The 17,056-nt window shown below is 34.4% G+C and carries 21 protein-coding genes and 1 riboswitch; of the genes, 16 read left to right on the forward strand and 5 right to left on the reverse strand.

Annotated features, from left to right (window positions below; all coding sequences use genetic code 11):
- Nucleotides 1-129 precede the first annotated feature (129 nt).
- The 4 genes from ACODS7_RS15630 to ACODS7_RS15645 are packed head-to-tail and all read left to right on the forward strand — an operon-like array spanning nt 130 to nt 2,741.
- A complete protein-coding gene (locus tag ACODS7_RS15630) occupies nt 130-384 on the forward strand; it encodes a hypothetical protein (RefSeq protein WP_050844622.1) in 255 nt (84 codons plus the stop codon).
- A 51-nt stretch (nt 385-435) separates the two neighbouring features.
- The gene (locus tag ACODS7_RS15635; RefSeq protein ID WP_243168580.1) at nt 436-1,191 is read left to right on the forward strand and encodes a hypothetical protein; all 756 of its coding nucleotides are present in this window, start codon (nt 436-438) and stop codon (nt 1,189-1,191) included.
- Between the two features lie 27 nt (nt 1,192-1,218).
- The gene (locus ACODS7_RS15640; protein ID WP_140163743.1) at nt 1,219-1,986 is read left to right on the forward strand and encodes a DUF4261 domain-containing protein; all 768 of its coding nucleotides are present in this window, start codon (nt 1,219-1,221) and stop codon (nt 1,984-1,986) included.
- Nucleotides 1,983-2,741: a DUF4262 domain-containing protein gene (locus tag ACODS7_RS15645; protein WP_050844619.1), complete on the forward strand. Its 759-nt coding sequence runs from the start codon at nt 1,983-1,985 to the stop codon at nt 2,739-2,741. The genes ACODS7_RS15640 and ACODS7_RS15645 overlap by 4 nt, the downstream gene beginning before the upstream one ends.
- Nucleotides 2,742-2,781: 40 nt before the next feature.
- On the opposite strand, the gene ACODS7_RS15650 is transcribed toward ACODS7_RS15645, so the two are convergent.
- Entirely contained in the window at nt 2,782-3,789 is a 1,008-nt protein-coding gene (locus ACODS7_RS15650) for an Rpn family recombination-promoting nuclease/putative transposase (protein ID WP_243168581.1), read from the reverse strand.
- Nucleotides 3,790-3,979: 190 nt separating this feature from the next.
- Between ACODS7_RS15650 and ACODS7_RS15655 the strand changes: the two genes are divergently transcribed.
- On the forward strand, nt 3,980-4,651 hold the full coding sequence (locus ACODS7_RS15655) for a DUF7003 family protein (protein ID WP_029443495.1): 672 nt from the start codon (nt 3,980-3,982) through the stop codon (nt 4,649-4,651).
- Nucleotides 4,652-4,675: 24 nt separating this feature from the next.
- Nucleotides 4,676-5,185 carry a DUF2199 domain-containing protein gene (locus ACODS7_RS15660; protein ID WP_029443494.1) on the forward strand — a complete coding sequence of 170 codons (510 nt, stop codon included), beginning with the start codon at nt 4,676-4,678 and terminating at the stop codon, nt 5,183-5,185.
- Nucleotides 5,186-5,226: 41 nt separating this feature from the next.
- Here the strand turns inward: ACODS7_RS15660 and ACODS7_RS15665 are convergent, their stop codons facing one another.
- Complete coding sequence (locus ACODS7_RS15665) at nt 5,227-6,129, reverse strand: diacylglycerol/lipid kinase family protein (RefSeq protein WP_029443493.1); 903 nt, start codon at nt 6,127-6,129, stop codon at nt 5,227-5,229.
- An 83-nt stretch (nt 6,130-6,212) separates the two neighbouring features.
- Nucleotides 6,213-6,740 carry a hypoxanthine phosphoribosyltransferase gene (gene hpt / locus ACODS7_RS15670; RefSeq protein WP_001019294.1) on the reverse strand — a complete coding sequence of 176 codons (528 nt, stop codon included), beginning with the start codon at nt 6,738-6,740 and terminating at the stop codon, nt 6,213-6,215.
- Between the two features lie 161 nt (nt 6,741-6,901).
- On the opposite strand from hpt, the gene ACODS7_RS15675 reads away from it, so the two are divergent.
- The 6 genes from ACODS7_RS15675 (at nt 6,902) to ACODS7_RS15700 (ending at nt 11,591) form a co-directional block, all read left to right on the forward strand.
- Nucleotides 6,902-7,117: a hypothetical protein gene (locus ACODS7_RS15675; protein ID WP_002041936.1), complete on the forward strand. Its 216-nt coding sequence runs from the start codon at nt 6,902-6,904 to the stop codon at nt 7,115-7,117.
- Between the two features lie 183 nt (nt 7,118-7,300).
- Entirely contained in the window at nt 7,301-7,633 is a 333-nt protein-coding gene (locus ACODS7_RS15680) for a hypothetical protein (protein WP_029443492.1), read from the forward strand.
- Nucleotides 7,634-7,810: 177 nt separating this feature from the next.
- Nucleotides 7,811-8,302 (forward strand): LPXTG cell wall anchor domain-containing protein, encoded by a 492-nt coding sequence (locus tag ACODS7_RS15685; protein WP_029443491.1) that lies wholly within the window; start codon nt 7,811-7,813, stop codon nt 8,300-8,302.
- An 89-nt stretch (nt 8,303-8,391) separates the two neighbouring features.
- Nucleotides 8,392-9,012, forward strand: a complete 621-nt coding sequence (locus ACODS7_RS15690; RefSeq protein ID WP_098629337.1) for a class D sortase — start codon at nt 8,392-8,394, stop codon at nt 9,010-9,012.
- Nucleotides 9,013-9,051: 39 nt separating this feature from the next.
- On the forward strand, nt 9,052-9,741 hold the full coding sequence (locus ACODS7_RS15695) for a response regulator transcription factor (RefSeq protein WP_016079950.1): 690 nt from the start codon (nt 9,052-9,054) through the stop codon (nt 9,739-9,741).
- On the forward strand, nt 9,738-11,591 hold the full coding sequence (locus tag ACODS7_RS15700; RefSeq protein ID WP_243168582.1) for a sensor histidine kinase: 1,854 nt from the start codon (nt 9,738-9,740) through the stop codon (nt 11,589-11,591). The genes ACODS7_RS15695 and ACODS7_RS15700 overlap by 4 nt, the downstream gene beginning before the upstream one ends.
- Before the next feature lie 207 nt (nt 11,592-11,798).
- On the opposite strand, the gene ACODS7_RS15705 is transcribed toward ACODS7_RS15700, so the two are convergent.
- Entirely contained in the window at nt 11,799-12,470 is a 672-nt protein-coding gene (locus tag ACODS7_RS15705) for an energy-coupled thiamine transporter ThiT (RefSeq protein WP_048565091.1), read from the reverse strand.
- Nucleotides 12,471-12,556: 86 nt separating this feature from the next.
- Nucleotides 12,557-12,658, reverse strand: a riboswitch (TPP riboswitch).
- A gap of 194 nt (nt 12,659-12,852) precedes the next feature.
- On the opposite strand from ACODS7_RS15705, the gene ACODS7_RS15710 reads away from it, so the two are divergent.
- Genes ACODS7_RS15710 through ACODS7_RS15720 form a run of 3 tightly spaced genes read left to right on the forward strand, consistent with a single transcriptional unit; the run spans nt 12,853 to nt 15,252 of the window.
- Complete coding sequence (locus ACODS7_RS15710) at nt 12,853-13,080, forward strand: FeoA family protein (RefSeq protein ID WP_000060512.1); 228 nt, start codon at nt 12,853-12,855, stop codon at nt 13,078-13,080.
- Nucleotides 13,077-15,065: a ferrous iron transport protein B gene (feoB, locus tag ACODS7_RS15715; RefSeq protein ID WP_043935219.1), complete on the forward strand. Its 1,989-nt coding sequence runs from the start codon at nt 13,077-13,079 to the stop codon at nt 15,063-15,065. Before ACODS7_RS15710 ends, feoB begins: the two co-directional genes overlap by 4 nt.
- A gap of 16 nt (nt 15,066-15,081) precedes the next feature.
- A complete protein-coding gene (locus tag ACODS7_RS15720) occupies nt 15,082-15,252 on the forward strand; it encodes a FeoB-associated Cys-rich membrane protein (protein WP_000989598.1) in 171 nt (56 codons plus the stop codon).
- Nucleotides 15,253-15,295: 43 nt separating this feature from the next.
- Here the strand turns inward: ACODS7_RS15720 and ACODS7_RS15725 are convergent, their stop codons facing one another.
- Nucleotides 15,296-15,874: a lipoprotein BA_5634 family protein gene (locus ACODS7_RS15725; RefSeq protein WP_029443487.1), complete on the reverse strand. Its 579-nt coding sequence runs from the start codon at nt 15,872-15,874 to the stop codon at nt 15,296-15,298.
- A 403-nt stretch (nt 15,875-16,277) separates the two neighbouring features.
- Here ACODS7_RS15725 and ACODS7_RS15730 point away from each other — a divergent pair, with 403 nt between their 5' ends.
- Nucleotides 16,278-16,943 carry a PspA/IM30 family protein gene (locus ACODS7_RS15730; RefSeq protein ID WP_000110281.1) on the forward strand — a complete coding sequence of 222 codons (666 nt, stop codon included), beginning with the start codon at nt 16,278-16,280 and terminating at the stop codon, nt 16,941-16,943.
- Nucleotides 16,944-17,056: the final 113 nt, after the last annotated feature.

A 17,056-nucleotide genomic window follows, 5' to 3' on the forward strand; every position in this document is an offset into this window, starting at 1 on the left:
TTTTATCAAGCTGCCTAATGAAATAACCGTGTCTAACTTTTAGGGGTCACTTCAAAATTATGTTCTCTTTCGCTTTTTTTAGTTAAAATGAGGTGTAAATGAAGATGGTATTTAAATGGAGTGTTACATTTGGAAATTCTTATCATAGCAGGATGTCTATTAATTGGTATCACTTTAATCAGTTTCAGTATTTATCGATTTATAAAAGAATTAAAAGAAAAAAATTCAAAGAGAGAGAAATGGAAAGTAGTAGCTGGAAATTTGATAGAGTTATTTAGTGATCCATTGTACGGAGCGCCATTCTATTTTTTAACTGGGGGTCTCTTTTTGGTAATCGGACTGTTATTTCTTTCTATGGGAATGGGCTGGCTTGAAATTGATTAAGGCGTATTAACAAAGATATTTCATAGTTGTATTGCGAAGAGGAGAGAGCAAATGCCGGTTATAAGAGATATACAATTGAGTTTTCTAAAAGTAAAAGAGCATACCAGAAACATAGAGGCATTACAGTTAACATCTACAAGCAACTACGATGAAGACATCTCTTTTGGTAAAGAGACGAGCAGTATTACTTCTTTATATTGTCGACATATGCCAAAGTTAAGAATGGATTATGAGAAAGCGATTTTGATTCATTGTGTGGATGATATTTCATTACTCGATGAGTGGGAGAAGAAATATAGAATTTTCCCTGAATATATGAATGTTTTTGTGGAGTATGAGAGTGTGAAGGCTTTTCCATATTTATCAGATAGAGAGAAAAAAGAATTAGCCCTTCAAATCGTTCATGTTGAAATGAAACGTTTAGCTGTGAAATATGATTGGGATATAGAAGAGTTAGAAAAAGTGAAGAATAAGATACTAGAATTGAATTATAGAAACGAGTTCGTATATATAAAAAAGAGTAGTCCGAATAAAAAATACGTATGCAGTATAACATGTCAGCATGAAGTGGCTTATGCTGACGTGTACTTAGAAATAAGAGAGTATAGAACGAGGCGGTTAATCAAAAAGGAAAAGCTTATCAAAGAAGATATGTATAAGATGTTTCATCATGTTAGTGAAGTGGCTTGGAAGTTAAACCATAAAGTACTGCTGATGAACGATAAAGGAAAAACTGTATGGATGTTAACCTTTTTAGAGAAAGATATCCCAGCTAATTTAGTTTGGAAGATTGAAAGAATAGATTGAAAATAGATGAGAAGTGGAGTGCATATGATGGAGACACAAATCGTTATTGGAGTACCTGGTTTATGGAAAGATAGAACAGAATTAATACAAGAAGTTGTGAGTAAAAGTAACTATATATTAGCGGGAAATGTTATGCACCATAAGGAGAAAGAGATTGGCTTTGAAATTGATATATATGAACAAGACCCTTCTTTGAGAGAGGCTTTCTTCTATGCAGGTGGTGAGCGTTTTGATGAAGAATTGCTTCAGGAGTTGGAGAAGCATACTTATACAGTGTATGTTATTGCAAAAGTTGACGATACAGAGAGATTACAAGAAGTAATTGATGTAGGAATGGAACTTTTAAATGCAGGTGGACTTGCTTTAAAAGTTGAAACAGCAGGTGTGGCTTATTCGAAAGAAGAATGGCAAGAGCTTGCAGAGAATAAGGAAATATTCCCGATGTATTCGCACCTTGTAACTTTAGTCGGAGATGAAGAGGACGGTTACTATTCATGTGGAATGCAAGCATTTAATCTACCAGACGTTGTTTTAGACGGAGGGATAGATCCGGAAGTAGCTGTAGATTTATTAAATGATTTTAACCTACATAATATATTGGAAAAACCTAATTTGAAAGATGGAGATACAATTAGTTTCACAGAAGATGCTCCAGTGTATCTTTTATCTCATTATATAGATGAACGTTATGAACAAGAGGATCCATTTTATAATCCATGTGGGGCATGGAAGTTAGAGAGTGCTTCGTCAAAGAAATCTATATTTCAAAAATTGAGGAGTATGCTAAGAGGATGAAGAAATACATAAAAGAGCAACTACGCATATGTGAAAAATATGGGGCGGAGTATGTAGAATCACCAGATAACTTTAAGTTAGGGATAGCGCAAAATGTGAAAAGTAGTACCGTTCCAATTAATGGGTTACGAATGCCTATAGAAAACGGAACGACAGGTTGGTACATTTGGGCTGGTGAAGAAATGGGGACAGAAGAAGATTTCTTTCTTCCTTTACACGTTCAACATATTGATGAATGGGCACCTGAAATAAAGAAGTATTTAGGGTTACCACCTGGTTGGAGATTTTTAATTGCTGGAGATTACGAGGACGTGTGGTATGATCCGAATTTGTTTGATGAAGATTTAGAAGAGGATGCAGATGAATGGGAAGAAAATATGCTACAAGAGTATGGATGGTACATGCATAGCATATTAGCAGAAGATATTGATGGCATCCATGCTAATTATCATACGCATGGTCTAAGAGATAACTTTAATCATCAAGATTTACAAATAGCATTAAATATGGATCCTGAAGTCGCGCATAGTGTTTTTTGTACCATAATAGAAGAAATAAAGAGAGGAAAAAAGTTTGAACAAGGGATTGAGTATACGAATATTATTGAAGGATATTCCATTATTATGAAGTCTTTTGTAGAGATGGATCGAGAAGTTTTGAGGGTTTTATTACCTGATGAAAGAGGGATTCTTCCTACTAGGCCAGAGTGTGATGAATGTTATAAGACTCAATTGGATGATATTGAGGAGAGTTGATAAAAAAGAGCTTGAAACTATTCAAGCTCTTTTTTTATGACTATTTATGTCCTAAAATATGCTCAATCTCATGCAAACTTAATTTACTTGCCTTAGCAATCGTTTCAAGTGGTATACCAAGATCATACATATTTTTAATCATTTGAATTTTCCCCTGTTGAACTCCTTCTTTTCGACCTTGTTCAATGCCTTGTTCAATGCCTTGTTCAATGCCTTGTTCAATGCCCTGTTCAATGCCCTGTTCAATGCCTTTTTCAAGCCCTTTTTTAATTCCTTGTTCCATTCCTCTTTTTATTCCTTCTGTCTCTGCATGGGCGAATTTTGCTGCTTCATCCATTAAAACTTTCTCCCTTGCGTCATAGGCTTGCCGGAAAGAAGAATCTTGACTCATACGTTCCCATTTATTGATCGCTTTTTGTAAAATAGGATCTTGGTTCATAGCAATATCCTCCAATAGTTTAGTTAAGTGCTCATCCTCATTTGCTGAAAGCAATAAAAGCCAACGAACAAATGGATCTTTCCACGGATTTACTTTTTCTTCATGCCATTGTTCAGTTAACTTTGGAATTTCTATAATGTGGATTTCTATGTCTTCACTTAGGAGTTTTTGTTGTTGTGTATTCCATAATATGCTCGTTGTATGGAAGGCTGGGTGTTCCGAAAACATTACGAAGTTTAGTAAGTTTATGGTGATGGTTTTGTGAAGTGCACTGTAGGGCATCCCTTTTTGTAGTTGAGATGTGTATAGTCTTCCCCAATAATATAAACTGCGTTTAACCATATCGTGATTATTATTGAGTTGTATTTCTACATTGACTTTTGTTCCTGTGTCTAATGTCGCTGAAATGTCTAAAATAGATAACTTATCCTCTTCATATTCCCTGTGTAAATGTGGATCTTCTAGTTGTAGAGAAGCAATGGGCGACTCTAAAGACTCTTGTAACATAGCATTTAAAAATGCAATTAGAATATCTTCGCTACCATTCGTACCAAACAATTGTTTAAATGCAAAATCAATGCGTAAATTAACTAACTGCTGGTTGAACAAAGTTTGTCCTCTCCCTTATATGAAGGTGCTTCTTTCCTTCATTGTACATAAAAAGAACTAGAGTATGCAAACAAGCCATTCCTCTATTTTTTAGTAGTGTTATTAGAATGTCACAGGTAAGTATGGTTATGTTATACTCTAGTGAAATTAAAAAAATATCTTTGTTTATATCGAGGTGAAGATGATACATATGCAAAAAGATATTTTAAAACTATTAGATAAAAAGCAAAGTAACTATGAATTTCCTGCATTTGATAATGAATATATGGATATTTCGCAAGTGAAATTCTCTCTTTTCTTTAAAGATACTAAGGATTGGTTAATGGTGTTTCAACTTGTTGGTGTAGGTTCATTAGGTGTATGTAATGATATTCAAGTATATGGCGATAGAATTACTCATTCAATGGGTGATGATTGCATTTTACAATTAAATGATGGCGATTATGAGTTGTTTGATGATGAAGGTGAATTTATACCGAATATTTATAACGGCAGTTTAAAAGTACGTGAGCATCATTTTGAATATGAATTTACAGAAGAAGAGTATGTGGATAATGGAATAGAAGTACAAACGGCAGAGCATTATCCAACATACTTCATGCGTATGCTTGCTACTAATGAAGAAGTTAGAACATTATTATGGTGGAGTAAAGAAGAGATTTTAGAAGAGTTCGGTTTAGAAGGCGATTGGGAAGTAGCGTATGAAACGGAAGAATGGAAACATATTGAAGACGAAAAAGTAAGTGAAAATGAATTCTTCCAATCAGTAGCCGCTGCAATAGAGAAGAAAGATCCACGTATTATTGTGAAGAAGGATTCTAATACGCATTGGAGAAATTGGGTAGAGTTTGATTGTGACTGAAAAGGATAGGAGAAAGAATAATAAATGAAAAGAAGAAGGAAATCCGGAGAAAAAGTACAGATGAATCGTTTTACACTACCTCTATGCTACGGAAGTGAAGCACCATATTATTATTACGAGGTAGCGCCCCATGAAAGAGAGGGACGCTTCCATTTAACATCAGAACTTTGCGTAATGGACGATGAACATTACTTTATTAGAGGTTGTTTAGAGATTCCTATCATTGATTACCACGAAAATTTCATATGGACTGTGTGGGTATCGCTTAGTAAAGAAAGTTATGATGAAGTATTAGAAAAGTGGGATGAGAGAGGCCGAGAAAATAGTGATCCTTATTTTGGTTGGTTATCTGTAGAAATACCATTTTATCCAGAAACATTAAATTTAAAAACAAATGTACATATAAGAGAAGTTGGAACGGCACCGTATGTTGAATTAGAGCCAACCGAGCATCCTTTAGCGATCGAACAAAGAAATGGAATTACTTTAGAGAGAGTTAAAGAAATACAAGAAATGATTCAACGACATAATTAGATTAGAAGAGAAAAAAACGAGTGCTAGCACTCGTTTTTTTATTACACAATCGCAGGATTATAAATCATCGTAAAGTGTCCTGGTAATAATTCAATGTGACAAGGTGTATGAAGCGAACTTTCTCCATCTGTATCTACTTCTTTTTCTTCCTCTGTTTCGATATGAATGGATTTCGCTTTTACGTGGAAGATGTCATTTTCATTTGAGTCTTCAAATAATTTCTTTCCGATGTAATCTTTAAATGCTTGAATCCCTGTTGATTTGACTACGAAAATATCAAGTGTTCCGTCATCACATTTTACGTTTGGAATAAAGGATGGAATACCACCAAGATATTCACCGTTTCCAACCATAACTAGGACAGCTTCGTCTTCATATACTTGTCCATCGTAAGTGATTTTTACTGGGAATGTTTCAGCATTTTTGACAGTTCGAATTGTGCTTAAATAGTAACCGATTTTACCAAGCTTTGCTTTTTCTTCTGCATCAATATTGTTTGATACTTCAGATACGAGTCCAATGCCCCAGAAGTTTAAGAAATGTTGTCCGTTTGCTTTTGCAACGTCAACTGGTTTTATATGTTCTTTTGTAATAAGTTTTGCCGCTTCTGCAATGTTTTGCGGAACACCAAGTGTGCGAGAGAAGTCATTGCAAGTTCCACCTGGAATAATTGCAAGTGTAGGTCTAGTTTCGAGAGGTGCTAAGCCATTTGTGCATTCAAATACTGTTCCATCACCACCAAAGACGATAATTAAATCTACTTTACTAGCAAACTCTTGGCAATATTTTGTTGCATCACCTTGTTTTTTCGTATGAAGGATATGTAGATCAGGAAAAGCTGCGGCAAGAGGTGGTACGATTTTTGTTAAATTTGTATGTAAGTCACCTTGACCAGCTTTCGGATTTACGATGAGGAGTACTTTTTCAAATTTTGTCTTTGTCATTTTTATTCTCTCCCTTTGTCTTTTACGAATCGTGATAGAAAATAAACTTCCATCAGTAATTGATGGAAGCTTATTTTATTATATTACTCCGTTACAACTGAAGCGATAAATGGTAAGTTACGATATTTCTCAGCACAGTCGATACCGTAGCCAACGATAAATTCGTCTGGAATTTGGAAGCCAACATATTCAGCTTTTAAGTCCACTTTACGGCGTTCTGGTTTATCAAGTAATGTACAGAACTTGAGTGCCTTTGGTTTATGCATAAAGAAGTGGTCTTTTAAGAAATGAAGTGTTAAACCAGAATCGATAATATCTTCTACAACAATTACGTTTTTTCCAGTAATGTTTACGTCGATATCTTTTAGGAGTTTCACTTTTCCTGTCGTTTCTGTTTGATTTCCGTAACTAGATGCAGAAATGAAGTCAATTGTTACATCGTTTTTAATGTGACGAATTAAATCAGCAGCAAATACGAATGAACCTTTTAATACTGCGATAACTACGATTTCTTCTCCCTCAAAGTCACGTTCGATTTGAAGTGCTAATTCTTTCACTTTTGCTTGTAATTGTTCTTCAGAAATTAAAGTGTCTTTTATTTCAATATTCATTGTAATCCTCCTACAGTGTAAAACTTGCGAACATTTCGACTGTAAAGGATAGAATAGAAAAAGTCAAAGAAGATAGTAATTTTTTACAAAGACAACGACAAAATCATCTGATGATATGATATACTAAGTATATTAAGAAAACGCTTCCATAAAGGGTGAATATGATGAAGAAGAAACAGTACACAAGTGTAACATTTATAAAAGCATTACTTTTAACAATTGTTCTTGGCCTGTTGGCTTACGTAATTGATGTACCTGCGATTCGTATTTCATTAATTGGAATGACTTTAGTGTTAGGAGCAATTTCGCACGGTATGATGTCGCAGCTAAAAGAAGCTGGACTTGATGATATGAGAGATCATATAGATAACAAGTAAGAAACCTTCATTATATAGAGTGAAGGTTTTTTTGTTTCTTACAAAAATGTAAGGTAGTTGTAAGGCAAATCGATAGTTGCATAATAGCATTTTGGATAAACTATGGGTGTAAGGTAAAAGGCAAGCATATTTTAGGTAAATTAAGTTTTAGGCACTCTATATGTGAAAAAGGAGTAGGAGGGCATGGAGAAACGTTGGACGACCTTTTCTTTTTTAGCGACTAGTAACACCGTAATGCTAGATGGAAAAATGGATTTTTTGCACTTGTTTGATCGTGAAGATGATCATTCTTCTTCTAAATTTACAATGAAATGGAATAAATGGAGCGAAAGTTGTAGGTTTGAAGAAGAGGCCCCTAACGAAGAGCAAAAGATTATTTTAACAAACCCTATTAAAGCGTGGGTTGTTCAACGTCGTAAGTGTAACGTCAAAAATCACTTCAAGAAAACTGAGCCGAGACAATTAGTTATCGCTCCGGCCCATTCTACTTCCAAATCACGCGAAAGTAACATGTGAATATTGAGACACACACCCGAAAAAACATCGTACATATTGCGATGTTTTTTTCTTTTTCTACAATGAAATCTTTAAATGAAATATATTTCATCTGCATCTTATATTTATATCTCTTGCTTATTCTAGTAATACATCCGATGCGAGTTGATGTGAATAAAATATAAGGAGAGAATGAAGATGAAAAAGAGACTATTACCAATTTGTGCAATGGCACTTTTAACAGTAGGATATTCTTCAGTAGCGAGTGCGGATACTGGAACAGTAACAAAGGAAGAAGAAGCGCAAGTACAACAAGATAAAGCTAAAAAAGAAGAAGCAATTAAGGAACAGCAAAAAAATGAAATAGAGAAAAAACAAGCGGCACAAGTACAAGAAAAAAATGATATGGCTAAAAAAGAGGAAGCAATAAAAGCTGAGAAAAAGAGTGAAGAAGACAAAAAGAGAATAGCGCAAGAACAGTTAAAAAATGATATAGCAAAAAAAGAAGCAGCGATAAAAGTTGAGCAAAAGAATGAAGTAGCTAAAAAAGAAGAAGCAAAGCCAGTTGTACAAGGTGAAAAATTACCAAACACAGCATCAAATAATGTAGCAATGATGGGATTAAGTGCATGTCTTGTAGCGATAGGTACATTATTTGGTTTGAATCGTCGCAATAAGGTTAAAGTGTAAATAAAATATTTTCCTATAAAGAATGGGATAATTTCATATATTAAAAATGGTAGGTTACTCCTACCATTTTTGGCATGGAGGGATGAAGAATGAAGTTACTCAATTATATCGGTATCATATTGATGGCTATTGGGCTATTCATGGGATCCTATTACGCTGTGGAATGGTATAAAGGAAAAAGCTCTGCTCAAGAATTAACGAAAGAAGAAATAAAGAGCCTTAAAAATATACAAGATACTCAACTTTCTCATGAAACACCTGTAACTTCTCAAATACCTTCTTCTCAAACAGAACATAAAGAAGGTGAAAAGGTAGCGATGTTAAACATACCGAAAATAAAGAAGAAGTTTTCTATATATTGGGGAGCGGATGATACGACTTTGAAAAAAGGAGTTGGTATGTTTGTTAGTGATTTAACGACAACCCCATCTGGAGGAGGACATACTGTACTGAGTGGACATCGAGATACTGTATTTACAGATTTAGGAGAGTTGAAAGAAAAGGATACTCTTGTTTTAGAGTATGATAATAAAACGTACACATATGAAATTCAAAAGACATGGATTACTCATGCGGATGATCGTACTGTTATTATAAAAAAAAAAGAACCGATATTAACACTGACAACTTGTTACCCATTTGATTATATAGGGGATGCACCAGATAGATATATTATCGAGGCGACGTTAACTGGCAGTTATTCAAAGTGAAATTATAGTTTCTGAAAACGGGAGGGGGATATATCAGTTATGTCAAAAAACATTTTAATTGTTGAAGATGAAGACATATTACGTGAAATATTAAAAGATTATTTTTTAAGTGAGCAATATGTAGTGTTTGAAGCGAGGGACGGGAAAGAGGCTTTAGTTGTATTTGAAGAAGAAGAGGTTGATTTAGTTATTTTAGATATTATGTTGCCAGAACTCGATGGATGGTCTGTTTGCCGAAGGATTCGAAAGACGTCCGAGGTACCTATTATTATGCTAACGGCGCGCGTAGATGAAGACGATACGTTACTTGGTTTTGAACTTGGGGCAAATGACTATGTGACGAAGCCGTATAGTCCGCCAATCTTATTAGCAAGAGCGAAAAGGTTGTTAGAAAGCAGAAAAGTGACAAAGCAACTTTTAGAGAATGAAGATGATACATTATCGATCCACGATATTCACGTTCATTTTCCGTCGCGCACTGTTACGGTAAATCGAACTGATATTAATTTAACGCATACAGAATTTGAAATATTAGCGTATTTCATGAAAAATCAAGGAATCGTTTTAACGAGAGAACAACTCATTTCAAGAATTTGGGGATATGAATTTGCTGGTGATGATCGAACGGTTAATAGTCATATTCGTAATTTAAGAAATAAATTAGGAGAGAAAGCAAAGTACATTACAACTGTAGTACGCACAGGTTATAAATTTGAGGGCAATGTATGAGGAAAGGAATTGTACTAAAATTATTTACTCTTACAACAGCATTGTGCATGTTGATTTTAGCGACGATATTTATTGGACAAACGATATTTTTTAAACAATATTATGCGAATCGAAAAGTGGAAGATATTAAAGTGAATTTAAATTCCTTTGGGAAGAACTATTTAAATCATGCAGGAAATGCAGAAGAAATTCAGAAACTAGAGCAAGACTTTTTAAGAGAAAATAATACGTGGATTACGACATTAGATAAGAACGGGAATTTAAAACATGCAGATGATTTTTATTTTGAAGTAACGATAGATCGTAGGCAACAAAAGAGCTTTGGACAACAAATATTCAAAATTCCCTTAGGTAATCTCGTCAATATAGAGGAGATTGATAATAAATTATCAGAGCATTTTTTAGGGCAAGAAATTTATTTTTCTGGAGTGAGAAAAGAAGATAGTTTTATTCCATTCTCTTTTTCTTTATCTAAACAGAATTTAAGCGGATCTAATAAACCGCTAGAAAAAGCATTTAATGAGAAAATGAGAAAATTATATGAGGAGAAAAAGAAAGCAACCGGGGAACAAGTTGTTAAGGAGAAGAGGCCAGCCGTTCAGGAGCAAGCTGCCCAAGAACCAGATGTTTACATAGGAGGGCGTGTTACGAAAGTACAGTTTCCAGATGTAAAAGGCCCCGTAAATCCAATTTATAAAAACTCTTTATTTTTGGATAGTATAAAAGAATTTCAAACGGATGTATTACTAAAAGAGAGTAATCAAATAGAGTATTCAACAAAGACAATGGACCATGAAAAGAATGATATAAAATATAAATTATTAATGAAACCAATAAAAGAAAAAGATGGATCAGTAACATATATTTATGCGATGGCTTCTTTACAGCCCGTAGATGAAGCTGTACAAATGGTGCAAGATTATTACATCTATATCATTGCATTTGTAGTCGTTCTTATTTTTTTAGCTTCGTTTTATTATTCAAAACAAATTGCAAAACCGTTATTAAAAATAAATGATACGACGAAGAAAATAGCACAATTAGATTTTACAGAAAAAATACCGATTACTTCAAAAGATGAAATTGGAGATTTATCGAAAAATATTAATGTGCTATCAAATAAACTCCATTCGCATATTGGGCAGTTAGAAGAAGATATTGAAAAGGAAAGAAAGTTAGAAAAGACGCGAAAAGAATTCATTTCTGGTGTTTCACATGAATTAAAAACACCGCTAAGTATTATGAAAAGCTGTATTTCTATTTTAAAAGACGGGGTAGCTGAGCATAAAAAGGATTATTATTTTCAGGCGATGGAGAGAGAAGTAGACAAAATGGATACGTTAATTTTGGATATGCTTGAGTTAGCTAAATTTGAATCTGGTACATATAAAATGAAAAAGGCTTCGTTTTATATTGATACAGTAATTGAAGACATATGTGAACATCTATCTGTGGAAATAGAGAAAAAAGAGCTTCGTATTCATAAAAATATATGTTCATTTGAAGTGATTGCAAATCAAGGCCGGATTGAACAAGTCATCGTGAATTTCATTACGAATGCCATACGTTATACACCAAATAAAGAAGATATTATTATTTCTACAATAGATGAGAAGGATCGTATAAAAGTGTGCATTGAAAATAAAGGTACTCACATTGAAGAAGAACAATTAGATAAAATTTGGGATCGTTTTTATCGAGTGGATACAGCTCGTCAGCGTTCACAAGGTGGGACGGGGCTTGGGCTTGCCATTTCAAAGAATATTTTAGAACTACATGATGCTGAATATGGGGCAGGAAATACAGAAGATGGTGTGTTATTTTATTTCTATTTACCGAAAAAAGCGTAGAAAATATGATCTACGTTTTTTTAAATTATTTTCATATTATCTTTACCTAATCTTTATTTTTAATCAGTATAATTTGTTTAGAATATGAGGTTATGTAAGGAGTCGATGAACCGTGCATAGCAATTGGCTAAGTATAATGGTATTTATTTTCTTTTGCGCATTTATTGTATTTTTAATTAATATTACGATATGAAAAAAGAGCGCTCATTAAGCGCCCTTTTTTTGTGTATTCATTTGATAAGCACTGATGCTTTTGAATAAGCGTGGTGAAGTGATAAATAAAAATATAAGTAAAACGGTACATAGAATATAGGAACCAATCATTGTACTACCGTTAAATATTAAAGAATATAGGAAAGCCGACTGGCCTTTTGGTGCATATTGTCCCCAGAAAATGATACCAGCGATAAAGTGACAGAAGTAACGAGCTAGACTACCGATAAAAGTAGCGACGATAATGTATCCAATTACTTTCTTTCCTTGGTTTTGTTTTGATGAAGGTTTGTCTTTACGGCTACCTAAATTTGATTGCTCTTCGCTATTATTATTGGAAGTTAAAAGTGCTTTTTGAATTGGACGATAGAATAACCCAGCAAATCCAATGAATGCGAAAGCAACGAAGTATTCAATTAGTACTTGAATTGGTGTGACGATAATGGCATCGCCTACGACAATTTGTAATAATCCCCAAATTAAGCCTCCTAAGAAAGCCATTTTGAAGCCCCAGCGGTATGCGATAATAAAAATAGGAATCATAGCAAATGAAATGGAACCGCCTGTTGCTGATATTTTGATTGAAAGTGGTAAAATATCGATGACCAAGGCGAAGGCTGCAAGAATAGCAGATTCGATCATCGCTTGTAAATTGGTGTTACGCATGTTGTCTCCCCCTAAATCCAAGTTGTACAAAAAAGAATAGATATCATAGGAGGATACGAAATACGTAAATAAAAATGAGGTATGTATTTCGGACGTTTGCACAATCCCTGCGTTAGCATTAACTAACAGGTTCGAAGGGTCGGAACGAAGTGTTCCCTCTCAGCGGCATGGCTCCCCCAGTGATAACGAGATTCTTTATTTGCTATTGTTTATTGTAAGCGAAATGGATGAGAATGGCAAACAAATGCTGTATGACAATAATTGAAATAGAATTGTAGCGAAATGTTAATAAATATGAAGCAAAAGGGTATAGTACAAGAGAAATTGGGTGTGGTATAATTTTTTTGAAAATAATTATCATTCTCTTCTGAGGGGGAAGGTTATGAGCTTAGTAGATATTAAAATTGGAGAGAAAGTGTTAGTAAAAAGTATTCAGTCTTTAGATCAGCTATTAAAGCGTAGACTAGCTGCTTTCGGTCTTGCGGAAGGAAGCGAACTTCGCTTGAAACAGAAAGCGATGTTCAAAGGTCCTTGTACATTGGAGTGTCGTGGACAGTTAATTAGTATTCGTCATTGTGACGCGAAAATGATAAAGGTGGAATTAGCGTGAATAAGGTAGCTTTGCTAGGGAATCCGAATACAGGGAAGACATCATTATTTAATGCACTTACTGGTTCTTATGAATACGTAGGAAACTGGAGCGGTGTAACAGTAGAAAAAAAGGTTGGTAAATTAAAAGATAGACAAGGAACATTAATTGATTTACCAGGTGTGTATGATTTAAATCCAGTTTCACGTGATGAAGGTGTTGTAACAAACTTTCTATTAACAGAAGAATTTAATCATATGTTAAATATCGTAGATTCTTCGCAATTTGAGAGAAATATGCATTTAACGTTGCAATTACTTGAATTTGGTAAGCCGGTCTCAATTGGTTTAAATATGGTTGATGTGGCGAAGCAAAGAGGAATTGTCATTGATGTAAAACGATTATCAGAACTATTAGGTGTAACAGTCGTTCCTGTCGTTGCAAGAAGTGGAAAAGGTTGTGAAGAACTACTTACGACTCTTAAAGAAAATGACAAAAAAGAGAAAAAGCCATTCCTTATTTCATATGGTGTACAAATGGATGAAGGAATTGGAGAAGTAATTGCTCTTTTAGAGACAGTGAATTACGAGCATCCGAGATGGTTAGCTCTTCAATTTTTAAGTAATAACGAAGTAGTAGAAAAAGAAATGAAAGCATTACCAATTTATAAGGAACTCATAGCCATTCGATCTCGCTTAGAAGGAAAACTTGATTGTACGTTAGAAGAGCACATTTACAAAACTCGTGAAGCGTATATTGAAAAGTTAAAAACAAATGTTATGAAGCATGAGAAAGAAGGAAAAATTCCTTTTTCAGAAAAAATTGATAGATTAATTACACATAAAATTTTAGGACTTCCAATCTTTTTAGCAGTTATGTTTTTTATTTTTCAGGTTACGTTTACGTGGATTGGTACACCTTTATCGGATATGTTAGATGAGTTTTTTGGTGGTCAGCTTACGGATTGGGTGACGGCTGGACTTACAAGTATTGGAGCTTCTGATTTTATTCAAGCACTCGTTACAGAAGGTATTATTGCCGGTGTTGGTGCTGTATTAGTATTCGTACCACAAATCTTTGCACTATTCTTTTTCATTTCATTATTAGAAGACTCAGGATATATGGCGCGAATTGCAGTTGTTATGGATAGAATTATGGAGTTTTTCGGCTTAAACGGAAAAGCTTTTATTCCGATGATTATCGGTTTTGGATGTAACGTTCCAGGTATTATGGCAGCGAGAACGATTGAACAGGAGAAAGAGCGCTTACTTACAATTTTAGTAACACCGTTTATGTCTTGTTCAGCACGATTACCTGTATATGCATTATTTGCGGGCGTATTCTTCCCGCATAGTCAGGCGACTGTTGTATTTTCTTTATATGTTGCAGGGATTGTTCTTGCGTTATTAGTTACAAAAATTATGTCTCTTACGATTTTAAAAGCGGAAAAATCTATTTTTGTTATTGAACTACCGCCTTATCGTGTGCCACAAGCGAAAACGTTATGGCTGAGCACGTGGGAGAAAGGAAAGGGATTTGTTCGTAAAGCTGGTACATTCATCTTTGGTGGTTCGGTTGTTATTTGGTTATTAAATTATGCAGGTCCATCAGGATTTGGCGTTGATATGGGAGATAGCTACTTAGCGATGATTGGTGGATTTATCGCACCATTATTTGCACCGCTCGGCTTTGGAACGTGGCAAGCTGCGGCATCCCTTTTAACAGGATTTTTAGCGAAAGAAGTTGTCGTTTCTACAATGGCAATTATTTATGCGGTTAAAGAAGATGTGCTTGGAAATGTAATGGGAGCACATTATACAGCATTATCAGCTTATGCATTTATGTTCTTTATTTTATTATATGTTCCGTGTTTAGCGACCGTAGCTGTTATTAAACGTGAAACAGGATCAGCGAAATGGACGATTTTCTCAGTCGTGTATCCACTCGTAGTTGCTTATGTATTAACGCTCATTATATACCAAGTTGGATCCCTACTCGGATTCTAGAAGGAGATGTATTGTGATGATGGTCAATATTATAATTGGAGCTATCATTTTTGGTTATGCAGCATATACGTTAGTTAATTTTGTAAAGAGAAGTAAAAAAGGAAAATGCGCGGCATGTTCTTTAAATAAGTCATGTCAGTCGCAAACTTGTAGCCCGGATATGGAGCAAATTGCTCATAATAAATAGAAAAAAGCTTTGCGAATTTCGCAAAGCTTTTTTGTTTTACTTTTTACTTTTTAATTTTTACAAGTTGAGAAGCTTCTACGCCTTTGTAACCAGGGAATTCTTTACTCGGGTCTTTATCAAATTTTAATACACCTACAGATTTTTCATCACCTTTTACATTGCTGTAAGTTGCGTCATCGACAATCGCATACATATCTGTATATGCACGTCCACTTCCGATAATTGTGTTGCCTTCATATTTTAATTTCGCTCCATCAAGTGTAGCATTTTCTACTTTCTCTTTTGCAAATAATACACCTTGTTCTGTTGTTACAGCTGGTAATTTATCAAGTGGCTTCGTGTTGTCTTTTTCATCAACTTTGCTAAGTAACTCTTTTTTCATTAGTTCTTCACCAGTTTTCTTATCCATTACAAGAACTTTTTTACCATCTAATGTTGTCATTTTCATTTTATAGAAGTCTTTTTCTTTCACTTCTTTTTTGTTTTTATCTGTAATTTGTTGAACTTGTTCTTCTGAGCCGTACAGTACAAAACCGTTCGCTTTCTCTCCTAATAAAGAACAACCTGATAATGCTCCGAATGAAATTGCTGCTGCTAATCCGATTCCTACTAATTTTTTCATGATGATTTCTCCTTTTATATGTTTTATAGTAAATACAATTTTTGTATTATTGCTTACAAGTGAAGAAGCTTATTTGTTGCTTCTGGTATTAGTGTATAAGAAATATCGGAATGCAACTATCGAGTTAGCTTACAGTAACATTACACTTATGTAATTTAGTGAAATTGCACAAAAGTAAGTTAATTCCAAAGAGGGGTAATGAGAATATATTAGAAATACAATATTGTATATAGAATGTCATATTATAATGGATGTATTTTGGAAATAACATGTAAGGACATATTAGTTTTGTTATAATAAACACATAGGCTGTAAAAATGAATATTCTTTACTGTAAAGGGAGATTTTTCAGTTTTCCAAGTAGTGAATTTGAAATATGAGGTATATCATAGGAGGAATTTAGATGTCTGTATTTAAACGATTAAGAGATTTAACAATGTCGAATGTATATTCATTAATTGAAAAAGCGGAAGATCCAGTTAAGATGACGGATCAATATTTACGCGATATGCAAGCGGATGTACAAGAAGCTGAGAAAAGTGTAGCAGCTCAAATCGCGCTTGAGAAGAAATTCAAAATATTATTTGAAGAGCAAGAAGCACTTGTGAAAAAACGTGAAGAGCAAGCTCATATGGCTGTTCAAGCTAATAACTTAGATCTTGCGCGTCGTGCATTAGAAGAAAAACAAAATGCAGAGCAAAAGATGAATGAGTATAAAGCAAGCTACGAGCAAAATAAAGCTGCTGCTGATAATCTGCGTCTTAAGCTAGAAGAAATGCGCAAGCAATTAACAGAGCTGAAAAATAAACGTGAAACACTTGTAGCACGTGTAAATGCAGCGAAAGCACAGAAGAATATTAATCAGGCGATGTCTGGATTTGATTCGAATTCAGCAAAAGCTGGTTTAAGCCGTATGGAAGAAAAAGCTCTTCAATTAGAGGCTGAAGCGGAAGCAAGCGGTGAAGTTTATAAGAAAGAAAAATCATTAGATGATGAATTCGCAAGCTTAAACAAAAATTCTGCTGTTGATGATGAATTAGCCCGTATTATGAAGCAGTATGAGAAATAATATAGAATAGAGACAAATGAACCGACATGTCTAAACAAATTCATGTCGGTTTTCTATTACCCCGCATTAACGGGTAGTAAGACTCCCACCTCTACTTTTTGTGAAAGCAGAGA

The sequence above is a fragment of the Bacillus sp. FG16 genome (assembly GCF_057809515.1).